The 26,040-nt window shown below is 43.0% G+C and carries 23 protein-coding genes and 2 pseudogenes; 12 read left to right on the plus strand and 13 right to left on the minus strand.

The genetic code is table 11. The annotated features are described in order from the left end of the window. Positions 1 to 118 precede the first annotated feature (118 nt). A pseudogene (locus tag M1K46_RS06140) lies at positions 119 to 742 on the plus strand (CatB-related O-acetyltransferase). Positions 743 to 891: 149 nt separating this feature from the next. Here the strand turns inward: M1K46_RS06140 and M1K46_RS06145 are convergent. Then, on the minus strand, positions 892 to 1,794 hold the full coding sequence (locus tag M1K46_RS06145) for a DMT family transporter (protein WP_091006003.1): 903 nt from the start codon (positions 1,792 to 1,794) through the stop codon (positions 892 to 894). Positions 1,795 to 1,947: 153 nt separating this feature from the next. Here M1K46_RS06145 and M1K46_RS06150 point away from each other — a divergent pair, with 153 nt between their 5' ends. Next, on the plus strand, positions 1,948 to 2,523 hold the full coding sequence (locus M1K46_RS06150) for a GNAT family N-acetyltransferase (RefSeq protein ID WP_256225368.1): 576 nt from the start codon (positions 1,948 to 1,950) through the stop codon (positions 2,521 to 2,523). A 157-nt stretch (positions 2,524 to 2,680) separates the two neighbouring features. Continuing rightward, the gene (locus M1K46_RS06155; RefSeq protein ID WP_256225369.1) at positions 2,681 to 4,006 is read left to right on the plus strand and encodes a GntP family permease; all 1,326 of its coding nucleotides are present in this window, start codon (positions 2,681 to 2,683) and stop codon (positions 4,004 to 4,006) included. Between the two features lie 53 nt (positions 4,007 to 4,059). Here the strand turns inward: M1K46_RS06155 and M1K46_RS06160 are convergent, their stop codons facing one another. From M1K46_RS06160 to M1K46_RS06175, 4 genes are all read right to left on the minus strand, one after another. Continuing rightward, a complete protein-coding gene (locus M1K46_RS06160) occupies positions 4,060 to 5,964 on the minus strand; it encodes an FtsX-like permease family protein (protein ID WP_256225370.1) in 1,905 nt (634 codons plus the stop codon). After that, the gene (locus M1K46_RS06165) at positions 5,939 to 6,709 is read right to left on the minus strand and encodes an ABC transporter ATP-binding protein (protein ID WP_256225371.1); all 771 of its coding nucleotides are present in this window, start codon (positions 6,707 to 6,709) and stop codon (positions 5,939 to 5,941) included. The genes M1K46_RS06160 and M1K46_RS06165 overlap by 26 nt, the downstream gene beginning before the upstream one ends. A gap of 96 nt (positions 6,710 to 6,805) precedes the next feature. After that, positions 6,806 to 7,777, minus strand: a complete 972-nt coding sequence (locus tag M1K46_RS06170; protein ID WP_256225373.1) for a sensor histidine kinase — start codon at positions 7,775 to 7,777, stop codon at positions 6,806 to 6,808. After that, positions 7,774 to 8,472: a response regulator transcription factor gene (locus M1K46_RS06175; RefSeq protein WP_053355021.1), complete on the minus strand. Its 699-nt coding sequence runs from the start codon at positions 8,470 to 8,472 to the stop codon at positions 7,774 to 7,776. The genes M1K46_RS06170 and M1K46_RS06175 overlap by 4 nt, the downstream gene beginning before the upstream one ends. A gap of 188 nt (positions 8,473 to 8,660) precedes the next feature. Between M1K46_RS06175 and M1K46_RS06180 the strand changes: the two genes are divergently transcribed. Both M1K46_RS06180 and M1K46_RS06185 read left to right on the plus strand, forming a co-directional pair. Next, entirely contained in the window at positions 8,661 to 9,155 is a 495-nt protein-coding gene (locus M1K46_RS06180) for an Lrp/AsnC family transcriptional regulator (protein ID WP_091006006.1), read from the plus strand. Then, positions 9,152 to 10,324 (plus strand): aminotransferase, encoded by a 1,173-nt coding sequence (locus M1K46_RS06185; protein ID WP_256225374.1) that lies wholly within the window; start codon positions 9,152 to 9,154, stop codon positions 10,322 to 10,324. The genes M1K46_RS06180 and M1K46_RS06185 overlap by 4 nt, the downstream gene beginning before the upstream one ends. A gap of 77 nt (positions 10,325 to 10,401) precedes the next feature. On the opposite strand, the gene M1K46_RS06190 is transcribed toward M1K46_RS06185, so the two are convergent. From M1K46_RS06190 to M1K46_RS06205, 4 genes are all read right to left on the minus strand, one after another. Then, the gene (locus M1K46_RS06190; protein ID WP_256225375.1) at positions 10,402 to 11,268 is read right to left on the minus strand and encodes an NAD(P)-dependent oxidoreductase; all 867 of its coding nucleotides are present in this window, start codon (positions 11,266 to 11,268) and stop codon (positions 10,402 to 10,404) included. 107 nt (positions 11,269 to 11,375) lie between these two features. After that, entirely contained in the window at positions 11,376 to 12,059 is a 684-nt protein-coding gene (locus M1K46_RS06195) for a DUF2642 domain-containing protein (protein ID WP_256225376.1), read from the minus strand. Between the two features lie 19 nt (positions 12,060 to 12,078). After that, entirely contained in the window at positions 12,079 to 13,407 is a 1,329-nt protein-coding gene (locus tag M1K46_RS06200; protein WP_375162184.1) for an arsenic transporter, read from the minus strand. Positions 13,408 to 13,663: 256 nt separating this feature from the next. After that, positions 13,664 to 14,653 (minus strand): NAD(P)H-dependent flavin oxidoreductase, encoded by a 990-nt coding sequence (locus M1K46_RS06205; protein WP_256225378.1) that lies wholly within the window; start codon positions 14,651 to 14,653, stop codon positions 13,664 to 13,666. Positions 14,654 to 14,847: 194 nt separating this feature from the next. Here M1K46_RS06205 and M1K46_RS06210 point away from each other — a divergent pair, with 194 nt between their 5' ends. Further along, positions 14,848 to 15,111, plus strand: coding sequence for a zinc ribbon domain-containing protein (locus M1K46_RS06210; RefSeq protein WP_256225379.1), 264 nt, complete (start codon positions 14,848 to 14,850; stop codon positions 15,109 to 15,111). Positions 15,112 to 15,397: 286 nt separating this feature from the next. Further along, complete coding sequence (locus M1K46_RS06215) at positions 15,398 to 15,694, plus strand: hypothetical protein (protein ID WP_256225380.1); 297 nt, start codon at positions 15,398 to 15,400, stop codon at positions 15,692 to 15,694. On the opposite strand, the gene M1K46_RS06220 is transcribed toward M1K46_RS06215, so the two are convergent. Together M1K46_RS06220 and M1K46_RS06225 are read right to left on the minus strand one after the other, a co-directional pair. Beyond that, positions 15,691 to 16,047: a hypothetical protein gene (locus tag M1K46_RS06220; protein WP_256225381.1), complete on the minus strand. Its 357-nt coding sequence runs from the start codon at positions 16,045 to 16,047 to the stop codon at positions 15,691 to 15,693. The two genes, M1K46_RS06215 and M1K46_RS06220, sit on opposite strands and share 4 nt — an antisense overlap. A 155-nt stretch (positions 16,048 to 16,202) precedes the next feature. Continuing rightward, positions 16,203 to 18,680 (minus strand): DUF6359 domain-containing protein, encoded by a 2,478-nt coding sequence (locus M1K46_RS06225; RefSeq protein WP_256225382.1) that lies wholly within the window; start codon positions 18,678 to 18,680, stop codon positions 16,203 to 16,205. Between the two features lie 348 nt (positions 18,681 to 19,028). Here M1K46_RS06225 and M1K46_RS06230 point away from each other — a divergent pair. After that, positions 19,029 to 20,042: pseudogene (locus M1K46_RS06230) on the plus strand (fatty acid desaturase family protein); the annotation flags it as partial. A 227-nt stretch (positions 20,043 to 20,269) separates the two neighbouring features. Beyond that, positions 20,270 to 20,833, plus strand: a complete 564-nt coding sequence (gene maa / locus M1K46_RS06235) for a maltose O-acetyltransferase (protein ID WP_256225383.1) — start codon at positions 20,270 to 20,272, stop codon at positions 20,831 to 20,833. 194 nt (positions 20,834 to 21,027) lie between these two features. Here the strand turns inward: maa and M1K46_RS06240 are convergent, their stop codons facing one another. Then, complete coding sequence (locus M1K46_RS06240) at positions 21,028 to 21,561, minus strand: sporulation protein (protein WP_256225384.1); 534 nt, start codon at positions 21,559 to 21,561, stop codon at positions 21,028 to 21,030. A 240-nt stretch (positions 21,562 to 21,801) separates the two neighbouring features. Here M1K46_RS06240 and M1K46_RS06245 point away from each other — a divergent pair, with 240 nt between their 5' ends. The 3 genes from M1K46_RS06245 (at position 21,802) to M1K46_RS06255 (ending at position 24,617) form a co-directional block, all read left to right on the plus strand. Next, on the plus strand, positions 21,802 to 22,449 hold the full coding sequence (locus M1K46_RS06245; protein ID WP_091006026.1) for a C40 family peptidase: 648 nt from the start codon (positions 21,802 to 21,804) through the stop codon (positions 22,447 to 22,449). 248 nt (positions 22,450 to 22,697) lie between these two features. Next, positions 22,698 to 23,369 carry a response regulator transcription factor gene (locus M1K46_RS06250; protein ID WP_256225385.1) on the plus strand — a complete coding sequence of 224 codons (672 nt, stop codon included), beginning with the start codon at positions 22,698 to 22,700 and terminating at the stop codon, positions 23,367 to 23,369. 12 nt (positions 23,370 to 23,381) lie between these two features. Continuing rightward, complete coding sequence (locus tag M1K46_RS06255; RefSeq protein WP_256225386.1) at positions 23,382 to 24,617, plus strand: sensor histidine kinase; 1,236 nt, start codon at positions 23,382 to 23,384, stop codon at positions 24,615 to 24,617. Between the two features lie 87 nt (positions 24,618 to 24,704). On the opposite strand, the gene M1K46_RS06260 is transcribed toward M1K46_RS06255, so the two are convergent. After that, entirely contained in the window at positions 24,705 to 25,940 is a 1,236-nt protein-coding gene (locus M1K46_RS06260; protein ID WP_256225387.1) for an aminopeptidase, read from the minus strand. Positions 25,941 to 26,040 lie beyond the last annotated feature (100 nt).

A 26,040-nucleotide genomic window follows, 5' to 3' on the forward strand; every position in this document is an offset into this window, starting at 1 on the left:
TTAGAATGGATGTATATGGAATTTAGGGATAATTAAGTTTGGGGTGAAAGAGATGGTGAAAACAGTGAAATAACCCTCCTGCAAAAGAATAGTCAATACTTTTCAGGAGGGAAAAACAATGGAAAAGAACGAGTTTGAAAGCTGGAAAAAAAGCCATATGCTGAAGGCGCATGTAACCAATCCGAATCTTGTAGTCGGGGAATATACCTATTATTCTGGTTTTTATCACAAGGAACATTTTCAAGATTATTGTGTTCGATACCTTTCTGAGAAAAAGGGTGAAGACCAGCTGATCATCGGCAAATTCTGTTAGATCGGTTCAGGTGCTGTCTTTATCATGTCAGGAAACCAAGGTCATCGGTACGACTGGACGACAACCTATCCTTTCTTTTATACAGATGATGACTGGGGAGGGAGCTGTGACGGGTACAGACCTTCAGGTGATACAGTAATAGGCAATGACGTGTGGATCGGAACGGAGTCAATGATTATGCCCGGTGTACGAATCGGTGATGGAGCGGTTATTGCAGCGAGGGCAGTGGTTACAAAGGACGTCGGACCTTACACGATCGTAGGCGGAAACCCTGCCAAAGTGATTAAGAAGAGGTTTACTGATACTCAGATTAGTATGCTGATGGAGATGAGATGGTGGGACTGGCCAGAAGAGAAAATAAAGAGATATATGAAACTCCTCTGTTCTGGGAGAATAAAAGAACTATATAAAGAGCACATACGAGGATAATTGAAAGAGGCACCCGATTAAAAATGGAGTGCCTCTTTTTTGAATTGGTGAGTATTTGTTGAAGATTGGCGCGTGTTTTTCGGGAATCGGCGCGTATTCTTGTGAGTTCGGCGCGTAAAGGTGCTCAATCGGCGCGTATTCCACTTAACTCAAGAAGATTTCTTCAGTTTCACTCCTGCTTTGTTTGTTCTGGGTTTTTTCGATGAGAGATAAACCCCGGCAAAGATGATGAGGAGGCCGATAACCAAGTTGGGGGTAACCGGCTCTCTCAAAAGGACATATCCCCAAATCATGGCGCTGGCGGGGATCAGGTAGGTGACTGTAGCTGCGAACTCAGGGCTTCCGTTTTTATTCAAGTAAAAATAGATAAGCTGGCCCAGACCGGAACCAAAACAACCGAGGCCGATCAAGGCAAACAACGGCTTAGGATGAAGAAGTTGCTGGAAATGAACAGGTTCGGTAAAAAGTACGCCGATTAGGCCGACGGCTGCACCAGTCAGTAAGGTGAAAAATGTAATGACGGCAACGCCGACTCCTGACAAATATCTTTTGGTGAGCTGTCCAGAGAGGCCGTAACAGACGGCTGCAAGAAGCATCGTGCCGATTCCTACGAACTGAGTTCCAAACAAATGGCCGAATTGAAAGTCCATAAGAACCAGTATGCCGAAAAATCCAATGAGAATTCCGATCCACTGCTGCTTGTTTAACCTGTAGGAAAACAAAAAGAAACCAATTAAACCGGTCCAGATCGGTGTCGTCGCATTTAGGATGGAAGCCGTATTGGACTGGATGACTGTCTCACTTAATGAGATCAGTCCCCAAGCTAAACCGCAGTTGAAAATTCCGGTAATGATCAGCCATTTAATGGGAAGCTTGTTTTTTATCTCTTTTCTCTTGCTCCAAATAACTGGTAAAAGAATAAGTGCTCCCGCCAGTGTCCGTAAAAATACGACTCCCCATACGCCAGCAGGCTCAAGCAGCCATTTCATAAACACGAAAGATAGTCCCCAAATAAGGCTTAAGCCCGCAAGTGCACCATATAAACGAATCATGTTTTTTCCTTCTTTCTCATAAACGGTTTCAATTCATTTATCGTAATGCAAATGACGGAAAAAGGAAAGGTCTCTTTCCTCTTTCCGATTCCAAGAACGTTCGTTACTATAATTTGGAAGAGTTTACAATGAAAAGGTTGGAGCTGAAAGACCATGGTTCGTGTAATAAAACTTGAAGAAATAACAGAACGGCTTGTGATCAGACCTTATATAACCAATGATTATAGAAATTGGTACACTCACTATTCTCATTGTTATCCAGCGCGCAATAAGTTTGATGAAGGCAAAATCGATTTGTCTGATTATACCGAAGCCTGGTTTGATGAAATGGTAAACAAACACCAGCAATTAATGGATAAGGATGTAGCCTATATCCTCGGTGTGTTCAGAAAAGACGATGGAGCACATGTCGGCGTTATCGATCTATCAACCTTGATGCAGAATGAATTTCAATGGGGAAGGATCGGCTATACGATATTAAATACATACTGGGAGCATGGCTATGGAAAAGAAGCAGTCAAAGCTGTACTGGATATGGCCTTTACCCAGCTAGGATACCACAGGATTGAAGCCCACATTAATATGGACAATACTGCCTCTATAAAATTGGCTGAATCTGTTGGTATGGAATTCGAATGTGTAAGGAGAGATTTTATTTTTGAGTTTGGGGAATGGACCGATCATCTTGTTTATTTTAGGAACGCTAAGCAGCAGCGAACTTTGGCATGATAATGGTAAAAAAGACCATAAGCAAATAGTTGTGCAAACTGTGCAATTTTTTGATAAAATTAAGCGTGTTAAATTTTAAGTGTTGCTTCTTTCTTGTGAAACAAGCAGCATAATGTTTAATGTAAATGAAAGGGTTTTCTAGAAAGGTGGAACGATTTTGGACGCTTATTTGCTTCTCGTCACGTTACTAGCCATTGTAATCGTTATTCTTGGCGTATCATGGTTAAAGTGGCATGCTTTTATTAGTTTACTTGTGGCCAGTTTATTTCTGGCCATCGCTACAGGTTTGTCTCTTGACAAAATTGTAAGCGCCTACGAAACAGGGGTCGGCGGAGTCTTAGGCCATTTAGTCGGTATTCTGGCTCTAGGCACAATTTTAGGAAAAATGATGGCTGAATCAGGTGCTGGAATGCAGGTTGCTGATTTCTTCGTTCGAAAGTTCGGTGTGAAGAAATTGCCATGGGCGATGCTTTTCTCAGGTTTCATCATCGGTATACCTGTATTCTTTGAAGTCGGAATCCTGATCGTATTGCCGCTTGTTATTTCTATTCATAAGACAACAAAACAAAATATCTTATTGATCGCGTTGCCTGTTATTGCAGGATTATCTATCGTGCACGGACTTGTGCCTCCGCACCCTGGAGCATTGACAGCGATTAGCATTTACAAGGCGAACCTGGGTACAGTATTGATCTACTCTCTGATCATCGCTATTCCAGCTGCCATAATTGCAGGACCGCTTTTTGCAAAATGGGTTCATAAACGTGTTGTGCCTCAGGGGGAGCCTGAGCTGATCCGCTTCAATACCAATTATAAAAAACTTCCTCATACAGGACTTTCATTCTTTATTATTTTATTGCCTGTCCTATTGATGGTATTGGCAGCAGCCGCACCTTATATGGCGATTTCCAAAGGGGCAGAAAAGATTATGGCGTTTATCGGAAGTCCGATTATTGCCTTGCTGATCGCGGTGTTTGCTGCATTTTATTTCCTTGGTATCCGTCAAGGAATGGACAGGAATATGCTGAAAAAATTCTCTGAAGAAAGCCTGCTTCCTGTTGGCTCCATCATACTCATCATCGGTGCTGGCGGAGGTTTCAAGCAAATCCTAATTGACAGCGGCGTAGGGAATACGATTGGGCAGATGTCTCAGCACTTATCGCTTTCTCCACTCGTCCTGGCCTTTTTAATTGCGGGTCTGATCCGGATCGCAACAGGGTCTGCAACCGTCGCTTTAACAACAGCGGCTGGCATCGTTTCTCCAATTATTGAACATATGTCTGGCGTTAACCTTGAACTTCTTGTTATTGCAACGGGTGCCGGCTCTCTTATGTTCTCTCATGTCAATGATGCCGGATTCTGGATGGTAAAAGAATATCTTGGCTTAACAGTGAATGAGACCTTTAAAACATGGACTGTGCTTGAAACTATCCTGTCCTTCACTGCTTTCGGGGGAGCACTGATACTGAATATGTTTGTATAAGATGGCAAAAAAGCATCGGAATGATTTTCCGTTGCTTTTTTTACTGGATTTTTTTAGATCAGTGATTTTCTTAAGTTGCGCAAATATCGCTGCCTGATGAAAAGAAAGTAGAGCACCTGAGCAACAAGAAAGCCTGCAAGTACAATGGATACCTGTCCAGCAATTGAGAGTGTGAAAAAACTTTGCAGGGCAGAGAAGGCAAACGCACTATGGACGAACGCCACTGCGATTGGAACGAAGAAAAGCAAAGCTAGCTGCCTTGTAACTATGCGGCTGAGTTCTTTGTCCGTCAAACCTACTTTTTTAATGGTTAAATAAAGGCGGGTGTCATAATCGAGATCTGCGTAAAGCCGGAAATACAGGAAACTTCCTGCTGCCACGAAAAAGACGGCACCGATCAGCAAGGCTACAAATAGCAGCGCACTGTACAGCTTCATCATTTGATCAGCCAGTGTTCCGCTTACCGCCATCGTGTATGGTGTCTTTTTGTAATATCTTACAATTCCATCCTTAGCGAGTTCATCTAGCATTCCGTTCGTTGCTTCCATACGGGAAGTAAAAAAGCCTGTAAATTCTAGTGTGGATGCTGGTCTAATATTTTTAAAAAGTTCGTCACTGACAACGATTCCCTCACTATCAATTAATTCCCTTGGCATGGCGACGTGCTCTGTAGAGACATCTGCATTCACACTAAGTTTTCCTTGCTTAAACATGTACATATGGGGGGAGAACGTTTCAGTGGAAGACGTTTTCATCTTGAGCACCTGTTTGCCGGTGAGCGGCTGCTCGGTGATTTTGCCGCCAGCTTTTTGAATAATAGTTCTATAAGCACTGAAAGACATTACCGGCATGGTTTTGGGTGAAAATCGATCATTGGATGTTTTTACATCCAAGATTTTAAGGGTTGTTCTGTAGGTAGAATACTTGAGCTGCTTTTTCTTCAATTCATCTTTTATTTCATTTAGATTATCATGGTGCAGGGGCTGCTGATCTCTGGCAATATAACTGATTTCAGCGGCATAGTCCTCATTAAATTGCTTTGACAGTATTTTCATCGATGAGAGAGATCCAACAGCACAAAAGGCCACAGTGGAGACGATACAAACCATAAAAAACATTCTGGCATTGTCTTTCAGCCGGTAGGCTAAGCTGGAAATGGTAATGATGTTGGTTTTTTTCCAGAACAGAAAGCGATTTTTTTGAAGTGCTCTCATGATAAAGACGGAAAGCTGCGAGAAGCAAAAGTATGTTCCCACAATGGTCATTGCGATAACAGGCAGCATTCGGATCAACAAGGAATTCAAAGTAGCCGTTCCTGCTAGATAATAGCTTGCAAGCAGCAGAACCGCAGACAACAAAGAGAGGAGAACGGATACTTTAGGTTCCTTCTTCGGCTTTTGACCCGATTGAAACAAGCTGAGAAGCGAGTTTGTCCGGACTAGAAAAGCGGTAAATATTGAGATCACAAGGAAAAGTCCGAGAAATGCCGCGACCGTCAACGCGATCGCTTTCCATGACATGTAGAATGGAAGTGAATGAATATCAAGCAAATGAGCAGCGATCATAAAAAATAATTTAGCAGTCAGGATACCTGCTCCGATTCCAATCAGGATTGCGCCTGAACCGATGATCATGTTTTCCAAAAAGACCATCGTGTTGAGCTGAGTTTTCGTCATACCGTGCATCATCAGAATACCGAATTCCCTTTTTCGTGTTTTAAGGAACGTACTGACGGAGTACAGTACAAAGAAAAAGGCGAAAAAGTACATGACAAATTCGGCGGTGATCATTAATTGAATCGCCAGGCTCTGAGTGATGCCTTTTTTAATGCCTGGGTGAAAGATAAAAAGGGCATAAACAAAGAAAATCATGACAGAAAAGGCACTGCTCAGAAAATAGGCAGCATAGGTTCTTTTGTTACGAAGCACATTTTTAAAGGCGAACTGTGGAAAGGTCATGGCTGTCACCTCCAAGCAAAGCAAGCATATCAATGATCTTCTGGAAGAACGCCTGACGGTTATCACCACGGTAGATCTCATTATACAGCTGGCCATCCTTGATAAAGATGACTCTATGGCAATAACTTGCGGCAACGGCATCATGTGTGACCATTAACGCGGTGGCTCCTTCATTCTTGTTGATAGCAGAGAGAGTTTCCATCACATCCCGAGACGATTTGGAATCCAGATTTCCTGTCGGCTCATCCGCCAAAATGAGTGAAGGCTCGTGAATGATCGCCCGGGCGATGGCCGTCCGCTGCATCTGTCCTCCTGAAATTTCATACGTTCTCTTTTTTAGGATGGAGTCGATTCCTAATTTTTTTGTTACCGCCATCAGTTTTTGTTCCATCACTTTTACCGGTTCACCATCAAGGGTAAGCGGGAGAACAATGTTTTCTTCCACTGTCAGCGTATCGAGCAAATTAAAGTTTTGAAATACAAAACCTAGCTCGTGACGCCTGAAGAGTGAGGTTTCTTTACGGTTTAATTGATGAGGATTGCGATTGTTGATGATAACTTCTCCGGACGTCGGAGAGTCAATGGTAGCAATGAGGTTCAGCAGCGTAGTTTTACCGCTGCCTGAAGGTCCCATGATTCCTGCGAATTCTCCTTTTTCAATGGAAAAGTTTATGTTTTCCAATGCTTTATGGGAGGCTTTGCCGTCGTATACTTTGGTAAGGTGTTTTACGTTCAAGATGGGCATCTATATCACTCCTGTCTATTTCTAACTTTATTGTAGCTTGGAGATGTGAGATGCTGCCATGCGGTTATCTTACAGAAAGCTTACAGTTTTGTAAGGTTAGAAGAGAATTCTGACGGTCGTGCCTGAACCGGAAACCGAGTCGATGGAAATCCGATGGCCAAGTCTATCGCAGATCTGCTTGGCAAGAAACAGGCCCATTCCTGTAGATTCCTGAAAATGACGGCCGTTCTCACCCGTAAAATAAGGATCAAACACCCTTGGAAGATCGCTTTTAGGAATTCCTACTCCATGATCGATCACTTCCAATCCCGTTTTTCCATCCTGTATAAAGGAGCGGAAAACTACCTTTTCTCCAGGGGTTTCTGTGTAGCGAACCGCATTGGTAATAAGCTGGGTGATGAGGAAAGAAACCCATTTTTCATCAGAGGTAATGCTGCTGCCTTTTTCAATTGCCAGCTCCGGATAAATCCGGTTACGGATGAACAGCCGCTTCTGACTGGACGTCACTTTTTTTACGAGTTCTGAAAGATCGAGGGTCTCTGCATAAAAGTCACGGTCAAACGTATCAAGCCGTGCAGTATATAACACCATTTCCAATCCTTTTTTCAGCCGGTCCAATTCGTCTTCCACCGACTGCGAAAATTCATCGTCCCGGTCCTGAACCATAAGGTGAATGACCGACAGCGGCGTTTTCATCTGATGCACCCATTGGTTGATGAACTGAATATGGTGGTCAAGCTTATGCTTGTAATTGTAGATGTCCATTGTATAATGCCGGATGAGCTCCTTTTGAAACTGTTCCAGGCTTTCAGGCAAAGGAGCATCCTGCGGGCTGAACTTTAAATCATTCAACGATGAAAGGGGTGTAGTTAATTTTTGATAAAAAGAACGGTTGGTTATATATCTGTAAACCAGATATCCACCGAATAGACTGGAGCTCAGAAGACACGCATACAGGCTGATTTTCCAGTCGGTATGCCCGTCCAAACGATAGATTAACAGAATGACCAGAAGCTGAAGAATGTAAATCAAAGCAAGCGGCAGTTGTTCACGAATAAAAAGCTTCATCTGCTGCTCCAGTTCGGCATCAGCCGGTATCCCTGTCCGCGGACGGTTTGAATGGCATCCGTGATCTTAAGCTGAGCCAGTTTTTTTCGAACTCTCGTAACATACACATTAAGCGTGTTATCGTCTACAAAGGATTGGTCGTCCCATATCTTTTCAAGCAGACGGTCACGGCTTACGACATGTTCAGATTTTCTCATCAGCTCATCGAGAATTTTGGCTTCTGTATAACTGAGGTCTGCCTGCTGTTCTCCGTAACTGATGCATAAACGTTCAACATCCAGGATGAGATTGTGAACATTAATATTTCGGCCGTTTTGATTTGAGGCATAAGTTCCATAGGCTCGTCTGAGCAGACTGTTAATTTTGGCCAGTACGATTTCATAGTCAAAGGGTTTAGTAATATAATCATCGGCTCCGTTTTCGAGCGCCATCACCTGATCCATCTTTCCTTCTCTTGCTGATACGAACAGGACAGGGCATGTGGATACCACGCGAATCTGTCTGCACCAATAGAAGCCATCAAACTTCGGAAGGTTTATATCCAGCAGAACGATATGGGGATCGAACGCTTGAAAATCTGCTGTCACAGCATCAAAGTTTTTGACTGCGAACGTTACAAATCCATACTTCTGCAAAAAGTTTTCCAGTAATTCGACAAGGCGGCTGTCATCTTCAACGATAAAGATTTTAAACATTTGTACTCTCCTTAAGTAATCTTTGGTTTAAAGTGTACTAGAAGAAACAAATAATTCCAATACTCTCTGTACCACTGATTTGGGGCGCAAGGAAATTACATCTGCATTAAAAAATAAATTTCCAGGTGGCCATGGTCTTTGGATTTGTTATAATGTTCATCATATTCTACGTAAAGTGAGTGATTGGAATGGATGCGAAAGAACGTGAATTGCTGCAGCTTATTGAAAAAAGCGGCCGCCTGGAAACATCAACGATTGCCAAACTGATGGGCATATCAGAAGAGGAAACGAAACAGATTATTGGAAAGCTTGAAAACGAAAAAGTCATTCTCGGATATTCAGCCATCATCAATTGGACAAAGGGGACAGATGAGGGAGCAGTCACCGCGATGATCGACGTCAAGGTCACACCTAAGCGCGGAGTAGGGTTTGATAAAGTGGCTGAACGGATCTACCGTTTTCCAGAAGTGAAAGCGGTCTATCTCATGTCAGGTGTCTACGATTTGTCAGTTTCCATTGAAGGAAAAACAATGGCTGAAGTCGGAAGATTTGTATCTGAAAAACTATCAACCATCGATTCTGTTATTTCCACGACCACCCATTTTATCTTGAAAAAATACAAGCATGACGGACTTGTATTCAGTGAGAATGAGGAAGATAAACGAATTGTGGTGTCGCCATGATTACAGAACAGACGTCAAAATATTTATCGAATAACGTGCAGGCAATCCAGCCATCCGGTATCCGCCGTTTTTTTGATCTTGCTTCATCCATGGAAAATGTTATTTCATTGGGGGTTGGTGAACCGGACTTTGTGACGCCCTGGAACGTCATTGAAGCGAGCTATCATTCTCTTGAACAAGGATACACAGCGTATACGGCGAATGCAGGGCTGCTCGAGTTGAGAAAGGAAATCTCCCGCTACATGAGGAGGCGTTTTGGCGTTACCTATAATGCAGAGGATGAAATGGTTGTTACGGTGGGTGCCTCACAGGCGATCGACATTGCGCTGCGTGCCGTCGTAAATCCCGGTGAGGAAGTCATTGTCGTTGAGCCGAGCTTCGTTTCGTATGCTCCAACCGTAACGCTGGCTGGCGGTGTACCCGTTCCGGTTCATACATACAGTAAAGATGAGTTCAAGCTGCAGCCTGAGCATATTGAGGCAGCGGTAACTGAAAGAACGAAAGCCATCCTGTTATGCAGCCCGAACAATCCTACAGGAACCGTTTTGTCCAAAAGTGATCTAGTAAAAATTGCAGAAGTAGTAGAGAGGCATGATCTGCTCGTCATCTCAGATGAAATCTATGCTGAGCTAACCTATGATGAACCATATACAAGTTTTCCTGCGGTTAGGTACATGCGTGAACGTACCATCTTGATCTCGGGTTTTTCAAAAGCGTTTGCGATGACTGGATGGAGACTGGGCTTTGCTTGCGGACCAAAAGATATCCTGCAGGCAATGCTTAAGATTCATCAGTATACGATGATGTGCGCGCCGACGATGGCGCAGCATGCTGCCCTTGAGGCACTTGTGAACGGACAGAAGGACGTTGTGAGAATGAAGGAAAGCTATCGCCAGCGCCGCAGTCTGGTCACCCATGCCCTGGAGGAATTGGGGCTCTCCTGCCATATTCCAGGGGGAGCATTTTATGTCTTTCCTTCCATCGTGAAGACGGGACTGAGTTCCGAAGAGTTTGCCGAACAGCTTTTGATGAAAGAGCAGGTAGCAGTCGTTCCGGGAAGTGTATTCGGTGTGAGCGGGGAAGGGCATGTAAGATGTTCATATGCCACTTCGATTCAAAAGCTCGAAGAAGCCATGCGCCGAATCGATCGGTTTGTGAAGACATTATAGTTGCAGGTGAGCTGTGCACGGGAAGGGGTTTCCTGTGCACAGCCTTTTTTGTTTATATAAACACCTAAACTTGTATTCTATTTCTGTGGCGTGCGTAAAAATTCGTAGATGGCGGAAAAATCCTCTTTTCCTAATCCGTATTGGTTCGCCAAACCATATATTTCTTTTGTCAGGTTTGCGATGGGTAAAGCACTTCCGTTATGATACGCTTCTCCGGTTACCAGGTTAAGATCTTTCTGAATGTGTTCAAGAGGAAACTCTGCTTCGTATTGATTGGTAAGCAGTTTGTCCTTTTTGCCGGCTAAAAACGCTCCAGTTGTTGGCCCGCCGATCAGCGTCTCCAGGACGTTTTTTTTCTCCAGTCCGAGTGATTCTCCAAAATTGACAGCTTCGGCAAAGACAGCCATGGATTGAGCGAGCATTAAGTTGACAACCAGTTTCATGGACGTGCCGCTGCCATGATTCCCCTGGTGGCTGATGGCTTTCCCCATGACATTTAAATACGGACGCACTTTATCAAGTACCTCAGCCTCCCCTCCAACCAGGAAGACAAGCTCTCCGCTCTCAGCAGGTTTTAACGAGCCTGCAACAGGTGCGTCCAGAAAGCGGATGTCATGTTTTCTGGCTTCTTCCGCCATGCGTCTCGAGAAGGTTGGATTGACGGTACTGCAATCTACCCATATGGATCCTTTTGGCAAATGGTGCAAAAAACCATCTTCGCCAAGAGCTACGCTTTCGACTGCATGAGGATTGGTCAGCATTGTAAAAAGGATATCAGATTGCTGGGCCGTTTCTTTTGGTGTTTCTCCCCACAACGCTCCCTGGTCCAGTAAATCGTCTGCCTTTTCTTTTGTGCGATTGTAGACAGTGAGCCTGTGTCCTTCCGAAATCAGGTTGCCTGCCATACGGCTACCCATAATGCCTAGTCCAATAAATCCAATCATGTGATCCCTCCTTGTATACTTCTATTTTAAACATCAAGCCGAGCGATAGCGAATGAACGGCATTGTGCCAAAAAGAATCACCAATTCGTGTTGAATTGGTGAGCGGGTTATATCGCGTAAATAATTTTGAGGTGATGAAGGTTCCAAAAGACAGTTTCGCCATCAGCATTGGTTAGTGCAAGCTTATGTTCAAAGACTTTTTTCAATAAACCTGTTTTTTGCAGATGGTCTCCCAGATCAAGAACGATCATTTGATTCTCAAGTTTTTTGCATTGTTCATCAAATGTGCGTGCAAGGGGGAGGGAGCTGTGGCTGATCGGCAAACTTGTTACACTGAGCGTATAAGGAGTGACGTTATCTTTATAGGGAATCAGCCATTTTAAGTGGCTGAGTGTAATATACATTGTTTTATATACCGGGGAATAGAAGACAAAATAGTCATTCATGACGCTTGTAATGTAGCCGTGTAGAGTCTTGTTCCCGGTCACATAGATTTTAACAAAAAGCCCTTTGGCGTTTATTAACGTTTTTCTGAACGATATTTTATCAGTATGATGGTCAATCGGAACTTCCGCAGGAGCTACTATCGGTTCTTCTGCCAGCTCAGTTATTTTTCGGATGTTATGGACATGGATAGAGGGGATGTATAGGTACTCCATTCCATTAAATAATACAAAAATGTCCGGTCCCAAATCAACTAGAACTCCTGCGTGATGGTGCCCGCCAGATACTTCAATTGAGACGGTATTGTCCAATAATTCTTGAAACTCTTTACTTAGATCATTCTTCATTCAATTTCCTCCATAACCATTAAAATAACCAATGGACCCAGTAATATAAACAGACCAAGGTGAAGATCACAGTCGGTGGAATGACCACGATTGTGACTTTAAAATAATGTTTCCAGCTGATTTTTACATTGCCTTTTTTAAGCAGATGCATCCACATTAAAGTGGCGAGCGTACCGATAGGCAAGAGCAGGGATCCGACATCGCTTCCAATTACGTTGGCAAGGTAAGCTACCTTTAAGGTGAGGGGATCGAGGCCCATATTCGTCAGCGTCAAAGTTCCTACCATCAGAGCGGGGTGATTGTTAAACAAATTGGAAAGGACTGAGAGCGTGCCGCCCATCAGCAGACTTGCGTACAGGTGATGCTTGGCCACATAAGGTTTCAGGACATGAACAAGTGCATCCGTTAACCCGATATTGTGGAGTCCGTAGATAATGACATACATACTGAATGCAAATATAAGGATGTGCCAAGGCGTTTTTTTCAACATATCCATAGGATTGATTTTCAGATAGATCCATCGCCATCCTAAGAGAACAAGTGAACCAAAAACAGCCATGGCTTCAACCGGTATGCCAATGTAAGAAGCAACGAACAAGCTGATCCTTACACAAAACACGAAGAGGAGAATCTTGTACATGAAGGAATCTTGATTTTTTAGAACGGGGGTATTTTCAGGCTTCAGTGGATGTGATTTTGGATTCGAAAAATTAATGGGACCCTGTGGCAGTTTGCGGGGCAGCTTCTTATAAAAGTACATATAAAGCAGAAGAACGAGGAAAACAAGCCCTAGAGTTGCCGGTACAAACATCATGGCTGTGTGCATATAGAGGTCCATGCCCACAATTTTTAAGGCAATCAAGTTTACGATATTGCTTACTCCGATCGGGGCGCTGGATGCTGTAGCAATGAGTGCACCGGAAAGCAAATAAGGTATTTTCTGGTGATTCTTTAAACGAAAATGTTTCAGGAGCAGTATCAAGATGGGCGTTGTGATTAGAATGCTTCCATCGTTGTTAAAGAATAGAGTCATGAAAAAACAAAGTAAATTCACATTCCAAAACAGTCGGATACCAGAGCCTTTTGACTTCTCGGCCAGTATTTGTGCCATCCAATTAAAGAATCCAAAACTCTCTAAAACGATTGCCATTACAATGGTAGCCATGATGGTAATGGCAGCACCACTGATAGTTTCAGCTATTTTACCAAGATCATGGAGGGAGACGGTTCCGCACAACAATACGATGATCGCTCCTATCGTTGCAGGCACGGCCTCGTTGACATCAAAAGGACGCCAAAAAATGAAAATCAAGGTGAGAAGAAAGGAGAGAACAGTGATAGACACCATTATTTCAGTCAAAAACTTCACTTCCTTTTTAAGCTTTCTAAGATGGTGAAACTAGTGAAGTAATTATCTTTCTGCAGCATTCATCACTAAGGTACATCTATACAGTAATTATATGTGTCTAGTAAAAAACTTGTCCTAAGTCATTCACACAATTTACTAGAAATGTGCGGCGGACTCTATTTATCAATAAAAAAAGGAGCCTCCCTGCGAACAGGAGGGCACCTTCCTCTGCTATTGTTTCTATTGGACAAGTACCTTACTTGCTAGATACGATATTCTCTGTTTTTTTGACTAAAAATTGCAGTGTTTGATCATATTCACTTTTTAGATCGCCAATAATTTGATGAACCGGCGTTACTTCTTTAATTCTGTTGACACCTTGGCCAGCTGACCAGATATCTTTCCATGCCCTGGCATCAGAGGAATCTAAATGGGACATATCAACAGCTTCTTTTTTCTTCAACTGGTCAGGGTCAAGTCCGGCATTGCGAATACTAGAAACGAGATAGTTGGCGTTTACTCCGCTGAACGCATCCGTATAAATGAGGTCCTCAAAGGATGATTCGATCAGCATCTCCTTATATTCATTGCTTGCGAAGCTTTCGGATGCTGCTATAAAACGGGTCCCCATGTAGGCGAGGTCAGCTCCGAGTGCTTCGGCAGCCAGGATATCCTGACCATTATTAATGCATCCGGCAAGGATAGTGATTCCGTCCCAAAATTCCTTTACTGCACCGATAAAGGCGATTGGATTAATGGTTCCGGCATGTCCGCCGGCGCCGTTGCATACCAGAATCAGTCCGTCAACACCGGTTTGGACGGCTTTTTTGGCATGACCAAGATGAATGACATCCGAGAACACGAGACCGCCGTATTGATGGACGATTTCCACCACTTCCCCCGGATGTCCGAGGGAGGTGATGACGACAGGAGGCTGATGCTTTCGGATGAGCTCAAGATCCTGCTTATACCTCTTGTTTGTTTTATGTACAATGATGTTTACAGCCCATGGAGCAATTTTACGTTCAGGATCCTGAGCCTTTGCCTGTTTTAATTCTTCTGTAATGCGAAGCATCCATTCATCGAGCACCTCATTCGTTCGTGCATTGAGCAGCGGAAAAGAACCGATGATGCCTGATTTGCAGCCTTCGATGACGAGTTCAGGGCTTGAAACAAGGAACATGGGAGCAGAGATAACGGGCAATTCAAGCTGATTGACGAAATGTTCCGGCAATTTTGCGGACATTGAATTTCTCCTCTCTTTTGTTAGCTGAAATAAATGAATGAACTCTCATTCATTTATAGAAACCAAAACGGCTATATCTTATATTTAAGGTACTCTACCACCGGAATTCGGTCAAGAGCAAACGGTTACAAAAATACCAGTTTTTCTATGATAGAATGGAAATAAATACTAATCGAAAAAGGAATGACGATAAAATGAAAACTTTTAAACATTGCCAAAGCTGTGGAATGCCTTTCTCAAGGGATGAAAAAGGAGGAGGGACAGAACTAAACGGTGAAAAAAGCAGAATGTATTGCAGCCATTGTTACGAGAATGGAAGTTTTGTAATCCCTGATCTTACTGCAGAAGAGATGAAAGAGCGAGTACAGGGGAAGATTGTGGAGTTTGGTGCTCCTCGTTTTATGGCCAAGTTCTTTACAAGAAAGCTTCATAAATTGGAAAGATGGAAGTCAATCTAACTCATTTCAGGGAAGGATAATGATATGTCCAAAAAAGTGATTTTGGCAGGAGGCTCAGGGTTTCTGAGTGAAACTTTAGCATTTTTTACAGAAAAAGAGCTATGAAGTAATTGGATGGATCATACACGGTCGTCAATTTTACTGGAAAAAGTGTCAACTGCATTTATAAAAAGAAAAACAGAGAGGAGATTGTTTCATCGCGTTTGGATTCGGTTCAGGTGCTGAGGGAAGGAAGCAAGAAGTGCAGCTCTCCACCGCAAGGGGCACTCCGTTCTTAGCTGGATGTTTGTTTGGCTTGATATCGGGATGCCGTTTAAGAGCAGCGCTGAAGAAAAAGGCTGGATGTAAAAAAGCAACCCAATTGAAACATTGGGTTGCTTTTGCTATTAAATTGAGATTTTGGGCTTTGGCAAAGGGGCGGGAGATGAGCGGAAAACCAGTTACCCGCCGAAACATAAGAAATGCCCGCGGAAATCATCCATTTACCCGCCAAAATATTAATTTTACCCGCCGAAACGGAGGCAATACCCGCCAAAATGGATTTATGTTAACTAGCGAGCAACTTGGAACTTCAACAAACTAAACTTTAGCCATTAAGCTTTCAATCTTTGCCTTTGCTTCCTCAGGTGATTCTAATTCCAAAACAATCTTCTTATAAATCAAACCTTCCAGATTCAGAATCAGGACGTTCTTATGGTTGGAATAGGAGAGAAATACCCATTCGCTGTCATAGAGGAAACGGCCGTGCTTTACGTTTTTTCCGATTCCCGATGTGCCTACACGGAAGGCTAACGGGTTGATCTTAAAGTCATCTATTTTTACACTGCTTATGGATGAGAGAGGAACCTCAATTTCTTTTTTGAGCGATGCCGCTACCGTCAAACCTGTAAAATGGATGATAAGTTTATCATTTAAATATTCAATATGTCTGCTCATTTTATGAAAACCTCCTTTTATTAATGTGACGGATAGGGATGGCAAAACGTTCATCTTGATAAAAAATATTTTTTTTACGATTTCAAAGACCATATGTAAAAGCCCTGCATGATATAAAAAACAGATGCCCGAGAGCACCTGTTTTTTTCGTTCTATTAGTCGGCTTTTTTAAAATTATGCAAGCCGCAGTCTTCCTTTAGTTTCACTTGAACAACAACTGGATCATGGTCACTCGCACGGCCATGCTGTTCCATGAACTGAGAATTAATGTGGACGATATCTACATTTGTGTCTTTTTTCAGGTTGTTGGACACGAGGATGTGGTCCAGCACCTGAGCATTGCCTTGGTAAGAATAAGAGTAGCGTTCTGGGTATGGAACTTCCTGAATCATATCGGAAAGTTCATTTCCTTTTACCTCTTCAAGGGCAGGGGTAAATTCAAAATCATTAAAATCACCTAGCAGTACAACATTTGCTTTTGGATCATCGGCTTTAATGCTTTTTACGAAGTTGTTGACGATGCCGGCAATTTGCAGACGCTGAACCTCACTGCTTAATACAGGCGGCTGATTTTTGCCGAACATTGGCTGATCTCCGCCTTTTGAATTAAAATGATTGGCGATTACGGTTACTTTTTCTCCGTTAAACATAAATTGTGCAGCAAGTGGCTTACGGCTGCTTTCAAAGGCAGGGTTCGTCGGATCGATACGCCCTGGGTTTAATGAAAGCTTGCCATTCTTGTATTCAACAGCTTGTGTTGCTGTTCCTTTTGTTCCAGGGGCAAGAGACACGCGATCAGGGTTGTAAATAAAGGCTACACGGATGTTCCCGCCAGGAATCCCTCCGTCCTTGCCATCAATGGGAGCGATGTCAGTATATTCGTAAGAAGGTCCGCCTTTTGCTTTAATTTCATTGATGAGACGATCAGCGCTGTCCTTTGCATCGGTCTTTCCATCTTTTACTGGTCCGTCACCATCTTGCATTTCTATTAATCCTACAATGTCGGGGGCATTCAGGTTATGAACGATCGAGTCAGCGATTCGCCCCGCTTTTTCATCGCTCGTCCCATCTTTGCCATCTTTGTTGGCAGAGAAGTTCTCTACGTTAAAGCTGGCGATCGTTAATTTCTTATGTTTTCCCCTCAGCTTTGTGGTTTCAGGCTTTGTTTTGCCTTCCATAAAGGTTGGGAGCTGGTCTTTGTTCGTCAGTACTTTATAGTTGCTAAAGCTGTAGCTCATGACCCCTGTTATATTGCCTTTGAAGTAATCTCCGGATTTAGCAATAAAGCTGCTGTCGTTAATATCCACGAAAATTCGTTCAGGGTTGTAGTCTGCTTTTGAAATATTAATGGCTCCGGAGGTATTAAACGGTGTGTTACCTTTGTTGTTCGTCACAACTACCAGTTCCCCGTAGTTTTGAGGAGCAACGATTTTCGGGTTATCCACTTCGACACGCATGCCTTCTAAACTTTCATAAAAATCGATTCCATCTTCTTTAGGGTCAAAAAGCCCAAAATTGTCATTATCAATGATTTGAGTTGGAATATGTCTGCCTTTATCTCCAAGTACCACGGTAGCTGGAAGGGCATGGCCACTTTCCGTTACGGTAACAGAGCCCCCGTTTTCTGCGTTGATTTCAGTAACAGGAAGATCAGTTTTTAATTTATCCGCATATCCGTCAAGCACCCATTCTTTTACCTGGCCTGTCGTTTTCACAAGATCTCCGTTTTTTAAGCCGTGGTTCTTTTTGTAAATCAGGATGCCTTCAGAAGTGTTCTCATCAAGGTCAGGGGTGGTGTCCTGCATATAGAAGTTGTTGGCATCGATCACGTGAGTTACAACACCCTCTACATCCGCAACTGATTTATTTGCGAATGGAGACTGGTGTGAAGCTCCTTGAATGTCGTGAATTCGAAGTCCTGTTAATGCGACCGTATATTTAAAAGAAGAGATTTCACTGTTTTTAAGGCCGTTTTTGATGGCGATCGCTTTTACGGTTGCATCTTCATTAATGGTAAGTGGTTCACTGTATCGGCTGCTGCTGGATGTTGGATTGGTTCCGTCCAGAGTGTAATAGATCGCAGCATTTTCGGTAGCCGTAGATAAAGCTACTTTTGTTCCGCTTTTCACCAATCCAGAGTCAGGGGAAGCAGTAACTGGTTCAGCTTGAGGTTCTGATGGCGTATCTCCTGTAAAAGAAAAGCTTTTGGCGTTCTTATGCCCCGGAACGGAGAAATAGGCCATTAAATCACCGGTAATCTGAACTTTTTTGCCCAGGTTTTCTGGATGAGCTTTAAGATTTAAACCATCTCTCACTGCCCCAGCCGGCAGCTGTACAGGAAGGATTTTTGCTTTGTCGGTTTCAGCAGGAGAATCTGCGATGGCCAGATTTGTATCTTGCGTGAACGGAGCCGACAGCTGAAAAGAAATAGATGTTCCGCTTCCGCCTTTCACTGCACCAACAATGTATCCTTCGACAGTTTTATCGGATCCGGTATTATTGGAAATGGCATCGGATACCGAGATCACATCAGCAGCAATGGCCTTTTTTGAAACCATCGGAGACAGCATGCTGACGATAAAAACCATAATCAATGCAAGGCTGAATAACTTTTTGTAGCTCTTTGTCTTCATGAATTTTCACCCTTTACTTCATATTTTTAAATATAAAAGCGGATTTTGCTTAGAAAGCTTTATTAATCTAACACCCATTTGTTAAAAAATAGGTCGTTTATTGTAAATATATCATGTAAAAACGGTTACAAATGGCTTATGAGGAAAAATGAAGAAAATTACCTTGGTTAATAATCTTCATTAGTAACATTTACCTAAGTAATGGTGGAGAGCCATGAACCCTTAGGGAGATAGGATGAATGAAGCTATATTACGAAAATTCAGTATTTGTAACAAAGAATGTCTTGTTTATGCACGCAACCTCCTATATGCTTAGAAAAACTTGTTACAAAGAAGGGGGACATTCCCATTAAAGAACTTCATTCGTTTGGGTGGTACGCATCCCGTATTACCCCGAATCTATCAAAAGACGTTTTTAAACCTGCTCCAGGTCGGCTGTGGGGAGGATTTGCATATCTGTTAATTGTTGTGGCTGGTTTTTTAGCGATTGGGCTTTTTGACCTCCACATGGTTTTAAATATAGTGATTGCAGGCGTATTGGGTGCATCGTTTGCCGGTATGGGCTTCTTGGGCCATGAAATTCTTCACGGCACGGTAGTCAAGAAGAGCTGGCTTAGAAATTTTTTGGGTGCCGTGGCGTTTTGGCCGCTTAGCACAGGTCCGAGACTTTGGAGAAAATGGCATAATATGAATCATCATGTACACACACAACACGACGAAAAGGATCCCGATGCATGGCCAAATCATGAAAAGTTTGTTCGGAATTCTTTCCTTCGAGCCATATACCGCTTGCCTTTTTGGGTACGCGCATTCTTTAGTTTTTTATCGTTAAGTATTCAATTTACGATTCACGGTACCATGATGTTTATTGAATATATCAAGGACTTTAATCCGAAAAATCGTCCGGCTGTATTGCTGCAAACCGTTTTGCCCTGGGCAACATGGATTGGTCTATTGTTCTGGATCGGGCCGATTAAGTGGTTGTTTGCCTTTCTCATCCCTCTATTAATCGCTAATTTTATTGTGATGAGCTACATTTCCACCAATCATAGGCTTAATCCGATAACGTCAGTAAATGATCCGCTTGCAAACAGTCTTACCGTAATTGTCCCTAAATGGGTGAATGTGCTTCATTTTAATTTTTCTTATCATACGGAGCATCATTTGTTTCCAAGTATGAGCCCGAAATATTACCCGATCGTTAAGCAGCATATTAAAAAGATGTGGCCAGAGCGGTATCACGAAATAAAAATGAGCAAGGCCATGAAGGCTCTATGGAATACACCAAGAATCTATTTTAAAGATAATGAATTGATTGACCCGCACAAGCAGAATACGTTCGGAACGCTGGGCAACGGCTTAGCTACCGGAAAACCAACTCATCCTGATGGGTTGAAAAAACCAGTATAAATTGCGAATTAAACCTTGGCTGCTGCAACAGCCAAGGTTTTTTGTATAAAGGAACATTATTTCCTGGAGAATAATTGCATGTTTTGTAATATTTTGAGAGAATTTTTATCTTTCGTTTTTTCTTTGTTCGTCTTTTGGTATGGTAAATAGACATTGTAAGCAGGAAGGATGGGTAGAGAATGGCACGGGCTGAAAAAGAAAAAATGATCGCCGGGGAAATGTATCTTGCGGGTGATCCTGAGCTGATTAATGAAAGACAAGCAGCAAGAAAACTGACGCGAATCTATAACCAGACAGTTGAAACGGATGATGAACAGAGAGTTTTTCTTTTAAAGCAGCTTTTCGGAAGTACAAAAAAGAATCTTTATATCGAGCCGGCGTTTCGATGTGACTATGGGTATAATATCCACGTTGGAGAGAATTTCTACGCAAATTTTGATTGTGTGATATTGGATGTATGTGAAGTCAGGATTGGGGATAATTGTTTATTGGCGCCAGGTGTCCATATTTATACGGCAACCCATCCGCTGCATCCTGTTGAGCGTAATTCAGGGAGTGAGTTTGGAAAACCTGTTACGATTGGCGACAACGTATGGATCGGCGGCAGAGCCGTCATCAATCCAGGCGTTACGATTGGTGATAATGCCATCATTGCATCCGGAGCTGTAGTAACGAAAGATGTGCCCGCAAATGTGGTAGTGGGCGGAAATCCGGCTCGAATGATAAAAACGATTGAAATATGAGAAAAAGCCGCCCCAGCCAGGGCGGCTTTTCCTAGTTACAGGGAAGGGGATGTCTATTATCTGTCCGTCCTTAAATGCAGAATTCGTTTCTTTATTCAGTATCACAGAACCAGAAGAAAAAAGATGGCCAGCAGTCTTTTCTTTTTCATGAACTTATCACCCTTCATTATAATGGCCTCAAAAGTTTGTGTGAATTATAAAGTAGGTTGGACGGGGGGCTCTTCTTTTTGCAAGGCTTTCCCTTTTCTTAAAATATATGCGTTAAATCCAATGTAATAGGCTCCCAGAATAAAGAAAACAAAAGCAGTCAGCGGATCTCTTGTAAAATGCTGGCCATATTGCGTGTTTTGCAATGATTGTGTACCTGATGAAGAGGCAAGAAGCAGGAAACGGTACAAGAAACGCCCCAAAAAGAGAATCAGGACCGCAGCCTCGATCCACTTGTGTGTCCGGTAAAACAGCTGGGATTCCCGCCATTGATATGTACTGTGTTTGGCTGCAAATACGACAAGGACAACTCCGATCAGGGTGCCAGGCACCGCGTAAAGGAGAGTAGTCGGATGCATGGCCGCGTTTGCCAGAAAAGCCAACATGATGACAGCAAAAATGATCATCCTGAAAACCAGCCTTCCTGGCTTATAGGGCTGAAAACCGATGGTCCTTTTCGTTCTGCGATAAATGATAAATGCCATGAGCATCAAAGGAACAGCCATTTGTTGAATGTGCATTCAAGCACCTCCTTCATTTCACTTTCCACTAAATGTATTTATTTGGAGTATATCATTCTGGTATTAAAGACTGCACACTTTTATTCCAAAAAATCACTTAATATGTTTTCAATATATTAAATTAGGGTATATTTGTTAGTTGGTTACTAATTGTTATCTCATTGTAATCTAATTTTCATCCTCATGTCATAATGGGTTGTTAGAATTGGCTAGGAATTCATTAAACAGGAGGATGTTATTTTGAAAAAATTAGTTTCGGGAATTATTGTAGCAGGTGTTCTTGCCGTCAATCCAGTAGCAGGCCATGCAGCACTTGGAGACAACACGCTTAAGCCAGAAACCCATGATTCAGACGTTCAGGACCTCCAGGCATTGTTGAAAAAGAAAGGTTATTTTACATACCATGAAACAACTAACTACTTTGGACCATACACAGAGTCAGCAGTAAAGAAATTGCAGAAAGAAAAAGGAATGAATGTTGATGGAGTCGCAGGAGATTCTGTCTATAAAGCTCTCGGTGTATTCAGCAAGCAGGCGATTGTGGACCAAGCAGAAGAATACCGTGGAACTCCTTATGAGTGGGGCGGAGAAACACCGGATGGATTTGATTGCAGCGGTTATTTAAACTACATCTTCGATAAAGCGGCGAACATCGATCTTCCACGCGTCGTGAAAGATATTCATGAAGAAGGAACCTCTGTAGATTCTCCGCATGTTGGAGATATTGTTTTCTTTGATATCGAAGGGAACGGCAATCTTTCTCACGCCGGAGTGTATGTAGGCGATGGGAAATTCATGCATGCTTCTTCTTCTAAAGGAGTAACCACTTCTGAGTTGGACAGCTCTTACTGGGCCCCTAAATATGAAGGTGCAAAGCGCTATAGATAGTTTTACCGGTGCCAGGCACCGCAATTACACAAGTGTGTAATCGTGGTGCCTGGCACCATTTTTTTTATCCGCTTAAGGAAATGTTAAGGAATGCCTGGTATGCTTGGCAATATTGTATTCGGATTTTAAAAAACAACTTGGAAAATATGTGCAAATAGCTAAAGCATCCTTTAAAATAATAAAATATTGCACTAAGATATCGAATAAAAACGAATTCTGAAGTATTGACATTGAAATGAGGGAGAAGCGTGCTCCGTATTTTAGTCGTTGAAGATAACCTGGCATTGCTGGATTCTATTGTTGAAATACTGTCTGATGAATTTAAGGTAGACCAGGCGGCGGATGGCGAAGATGGACTGTATGAAGCCATGCAGAACATCTTCGCCATCGTGCTTGATGTCATGCTGCCTGAGATGGATGGGTTTCAGATTATCCAGCGCATGAGGAAAGAGAATATTAACACTCCAGTTTTATTTTTAACAGCCAGGGATTCGTTGGAGGACCGGGTAAAGGGTTTAGATTTTGGCGGTGATGATTATTTGGTAAAGCCCTTTGAGTCGTCGGAGCTGAAAGCAAGGCTTCGCGCCCTTTTGCGGAGGAGCGGGAGCTTGACGTTAAATCAGACCCTTCGTTATCGGGGAATTGAATTACTAGGGCCGGAGCATGACATTATTGTTGATGGCCATCCCATTAAGCTGACCATTAAGCAGTATGAACTGCTGGAATACATGATACAGAACAGCGGGACGATCTTAACAAAAGAACAGATTTATGACAGGGTGTGGGGATTTGATTCGGAAACGACTATTGCTATCGTTGAAGTATTCATGCACCACCTGCGCAAAAAACTTGAACCATATCCGTATCAGAAAGACATTAAGACCATTCGCGGTGTAGGTTACATGCTCAAGGAGCAGTAAGGGGATATCGAAATGTTTCAACGTACACATAACAGGCTGACCCTTTTGAATTCTATTGTTTTTATCGTTTTATTGAGTTTGCTTGGGACTCTCGTATACTCCTATACGAGGATCAGCCTCTACACTGCTGCTGATCATTCGATTAATGAGGAACTTGAACATCTGCCTGGTAAAGGGCACCGTGAGCACAGGCCAGAACCTGAAGACAGGGATTTTATGGCGAGGGATTCCAGGGTAACTATCCTGATCTGGGATAAGAACCATGAGCTCCTTGACACGCCGCGTCCGCCATTCTTTGTTTTCGATAATGAAGATCGTTACCGTCAGAAGAAAATGAACAAGCTGGAATTCATTCATACGGATGAAGCGACATACAGGACCAAGTCGGTAAAAGAAAAGCTTCCTATTGTCGGAACGGTGACGGTGCAGGCGATCAGAAACGTGAAGACGGAGGAAGAGCTGCTTCATAAGCTGCTGCTAGTCATTATTGCTGGCTGCCTGTTCGGAGCTGTTTGTGCCATTGGGGGCGGATACTTTCTTGCAGGCCGTGCGTTAATCCCTATAAAAAAGGCCTGGGACAAACAGCAGAATTTTGTATCGGATGCTTCTCATGAATTGAGAACCCCGCTGTCCGTCATTCAGGCGAAGACCGATCTCTTATTTCGGTCTCCATCTGCTACGATTGAGGACAAAAGCATGGATATCTCGGCCATTTCAAAAGAGAGCAGGCGTCTGTCAAAACTGGTCAGCCAGCTTTTATTGCTGGCCAGGTCAGACTCCAATCAGGTCGAATTAAAAAAGCAGTCGTTTCAGCTTGATCAATTATTGCAGGAGATTGCAGATCATTACGGAGAAATCGCCTCTTACCAAGGCAAAAATATATCACTTAACGCATCGCTGCCGATCACCTTTTCTGCAGACAGGGAACGTATCCATCAGCTGCTCGTTATATTACTGGATAACGCCATGAAGCATACGGGAGAGGGTGATCAAATCCTGTTATCTGCAAAAGAAGCTGCTTCTTCGATCGAACTGATGGTGAAGGATAACGGACCCGGAATAGCAGAAAGTGAAAGGGAACGGATATTTGACCGGTTCTATCAAAGTGATAAGGCAAGAACGGATGCTGAAGGGCTTGGCTTGGGTTTATCCATCGCACAATGGATCATCGAAAAGCATAACGGAAAGGTGAAGGTGGAGAGCGAGTTAGGAAACGGTACAGCGTTTATCATCACGTTTCCAAAATAAAAACGAAGGGCAGCTGCCCTTCGTTTTTTGTTTTGTCCAGCACCAGCGCTTGTTGGACTTAAGCCAGGGCGCTTACGCTTTACTACTTTAGATAGCCCAGTTACCTTTGGTGAACAATGGGATACGTTTTCCATCTTGATATTCAGCTTCAATTTCAAGGTCTGCAGAACCAATCATAAAGTCGGTGTGGCCATGGCTTTGATTGACTCCTTTTGCTTCAAGCTCTTCTTTTCTTAGCTGCTCTGCCCCGGGTATGTTCATACTGATAGCATTGCCTAATGCAAGATGACAGGAAGCATTTTCATCAAATAAAGTGTTGTTGAACACGATCCCTGAGTTAGAGATTGGAGAGTCATACGGAACAAGAGCGACTTCACCAAGATATTTCATTCCTTCATCGATGTTAAGGAGCTGCTTTAGCGTATCCTCGCCTTTTTCCGCCTTAACATCTACCACTTTTCCATTTTCAAAGGTTAAGCTGAAGTTCTCGATAATGTTCCCCATTGCCGATAATGGCTTCTTGCTTGATACCGTTCCATTTACTCCCTCTTTAAGCGGGGCAGTAAATACTTCTTCTGTCGGCATATTCGGTATGTAAAACGTGTTGAATGTGGAGTGATGGCCGCCGCCGATCCATTCATGTTCAGGATGAAGGTCAATGCTAAGATCAGTACCTTCTGACTTATAGTGCAGCGTTTTAAATTTCTGCTCATTTAAATAATTCACTTTATTTAGCAGCGTTTCTCCATGCTCTCTCCATGCTGCTACTGGATCTGGCTGATCGACACGAACCGTTTGGAAAATCGCTTCCCAAAGGGCCTTAATGGCATCGTTTTCATTTTTTTCAGGGAAAACACTCTTTGCCCAACCGGCAGACGGAGCTCCAGCGATTAGCCAAGGAACATCACCTGCAAGTCTTGCTTTTGTGAATTTTTCAAGTCGTTCACCTGCGTTCTTTTGCACAAGCAATAAGCGCTCGGATGGAACTCCTTGAAAGGCATTGGGATCATTCCCAGTCACCATGAGCATACAGTCATTGTTTTCCATTAAACTTTCTTGCATGTCAACTTGCCACTGCGGAATATTATCTTTCAATACCTCTTCAGAAGCGTTGTTTAAGTGAATACGGCTTGTTTCTGTATCTGACCATTCTACAAAGACGCGCTTGCAGCCGTTCTTATAAGCATGTTCTGTTACCTTGCGCGTAAATTCTGCAGCTTCAATGGGTGAATTGATCAGTAAACGCTGGCCGTCCTGGACATTAAGGCCCACTTTTACAACAAGTTCTGCGTACTGGTCCAACTTTTCCTCAAACGTTTTCATTGTATCCCTCCTATTCTTTGATTCTACTACAGGTAAGGAACAAGGTGCTATTATGAACAATTTAGGGGGAGAGATTTTGTAAAGGATCATCCTTCTTGGG

Origin of the sequence: Fictibacillus sp. WQ 8-8, assembly GCF_024494405.1 — a bacterium.
GTDB classification, from domain to species: domain Bacteria; phylum Bacillota; class Bacilli; order Bacillales; family Fictibacillaceae; genus Fictibacillus_C; species Fictibacillus_C marinisediminis.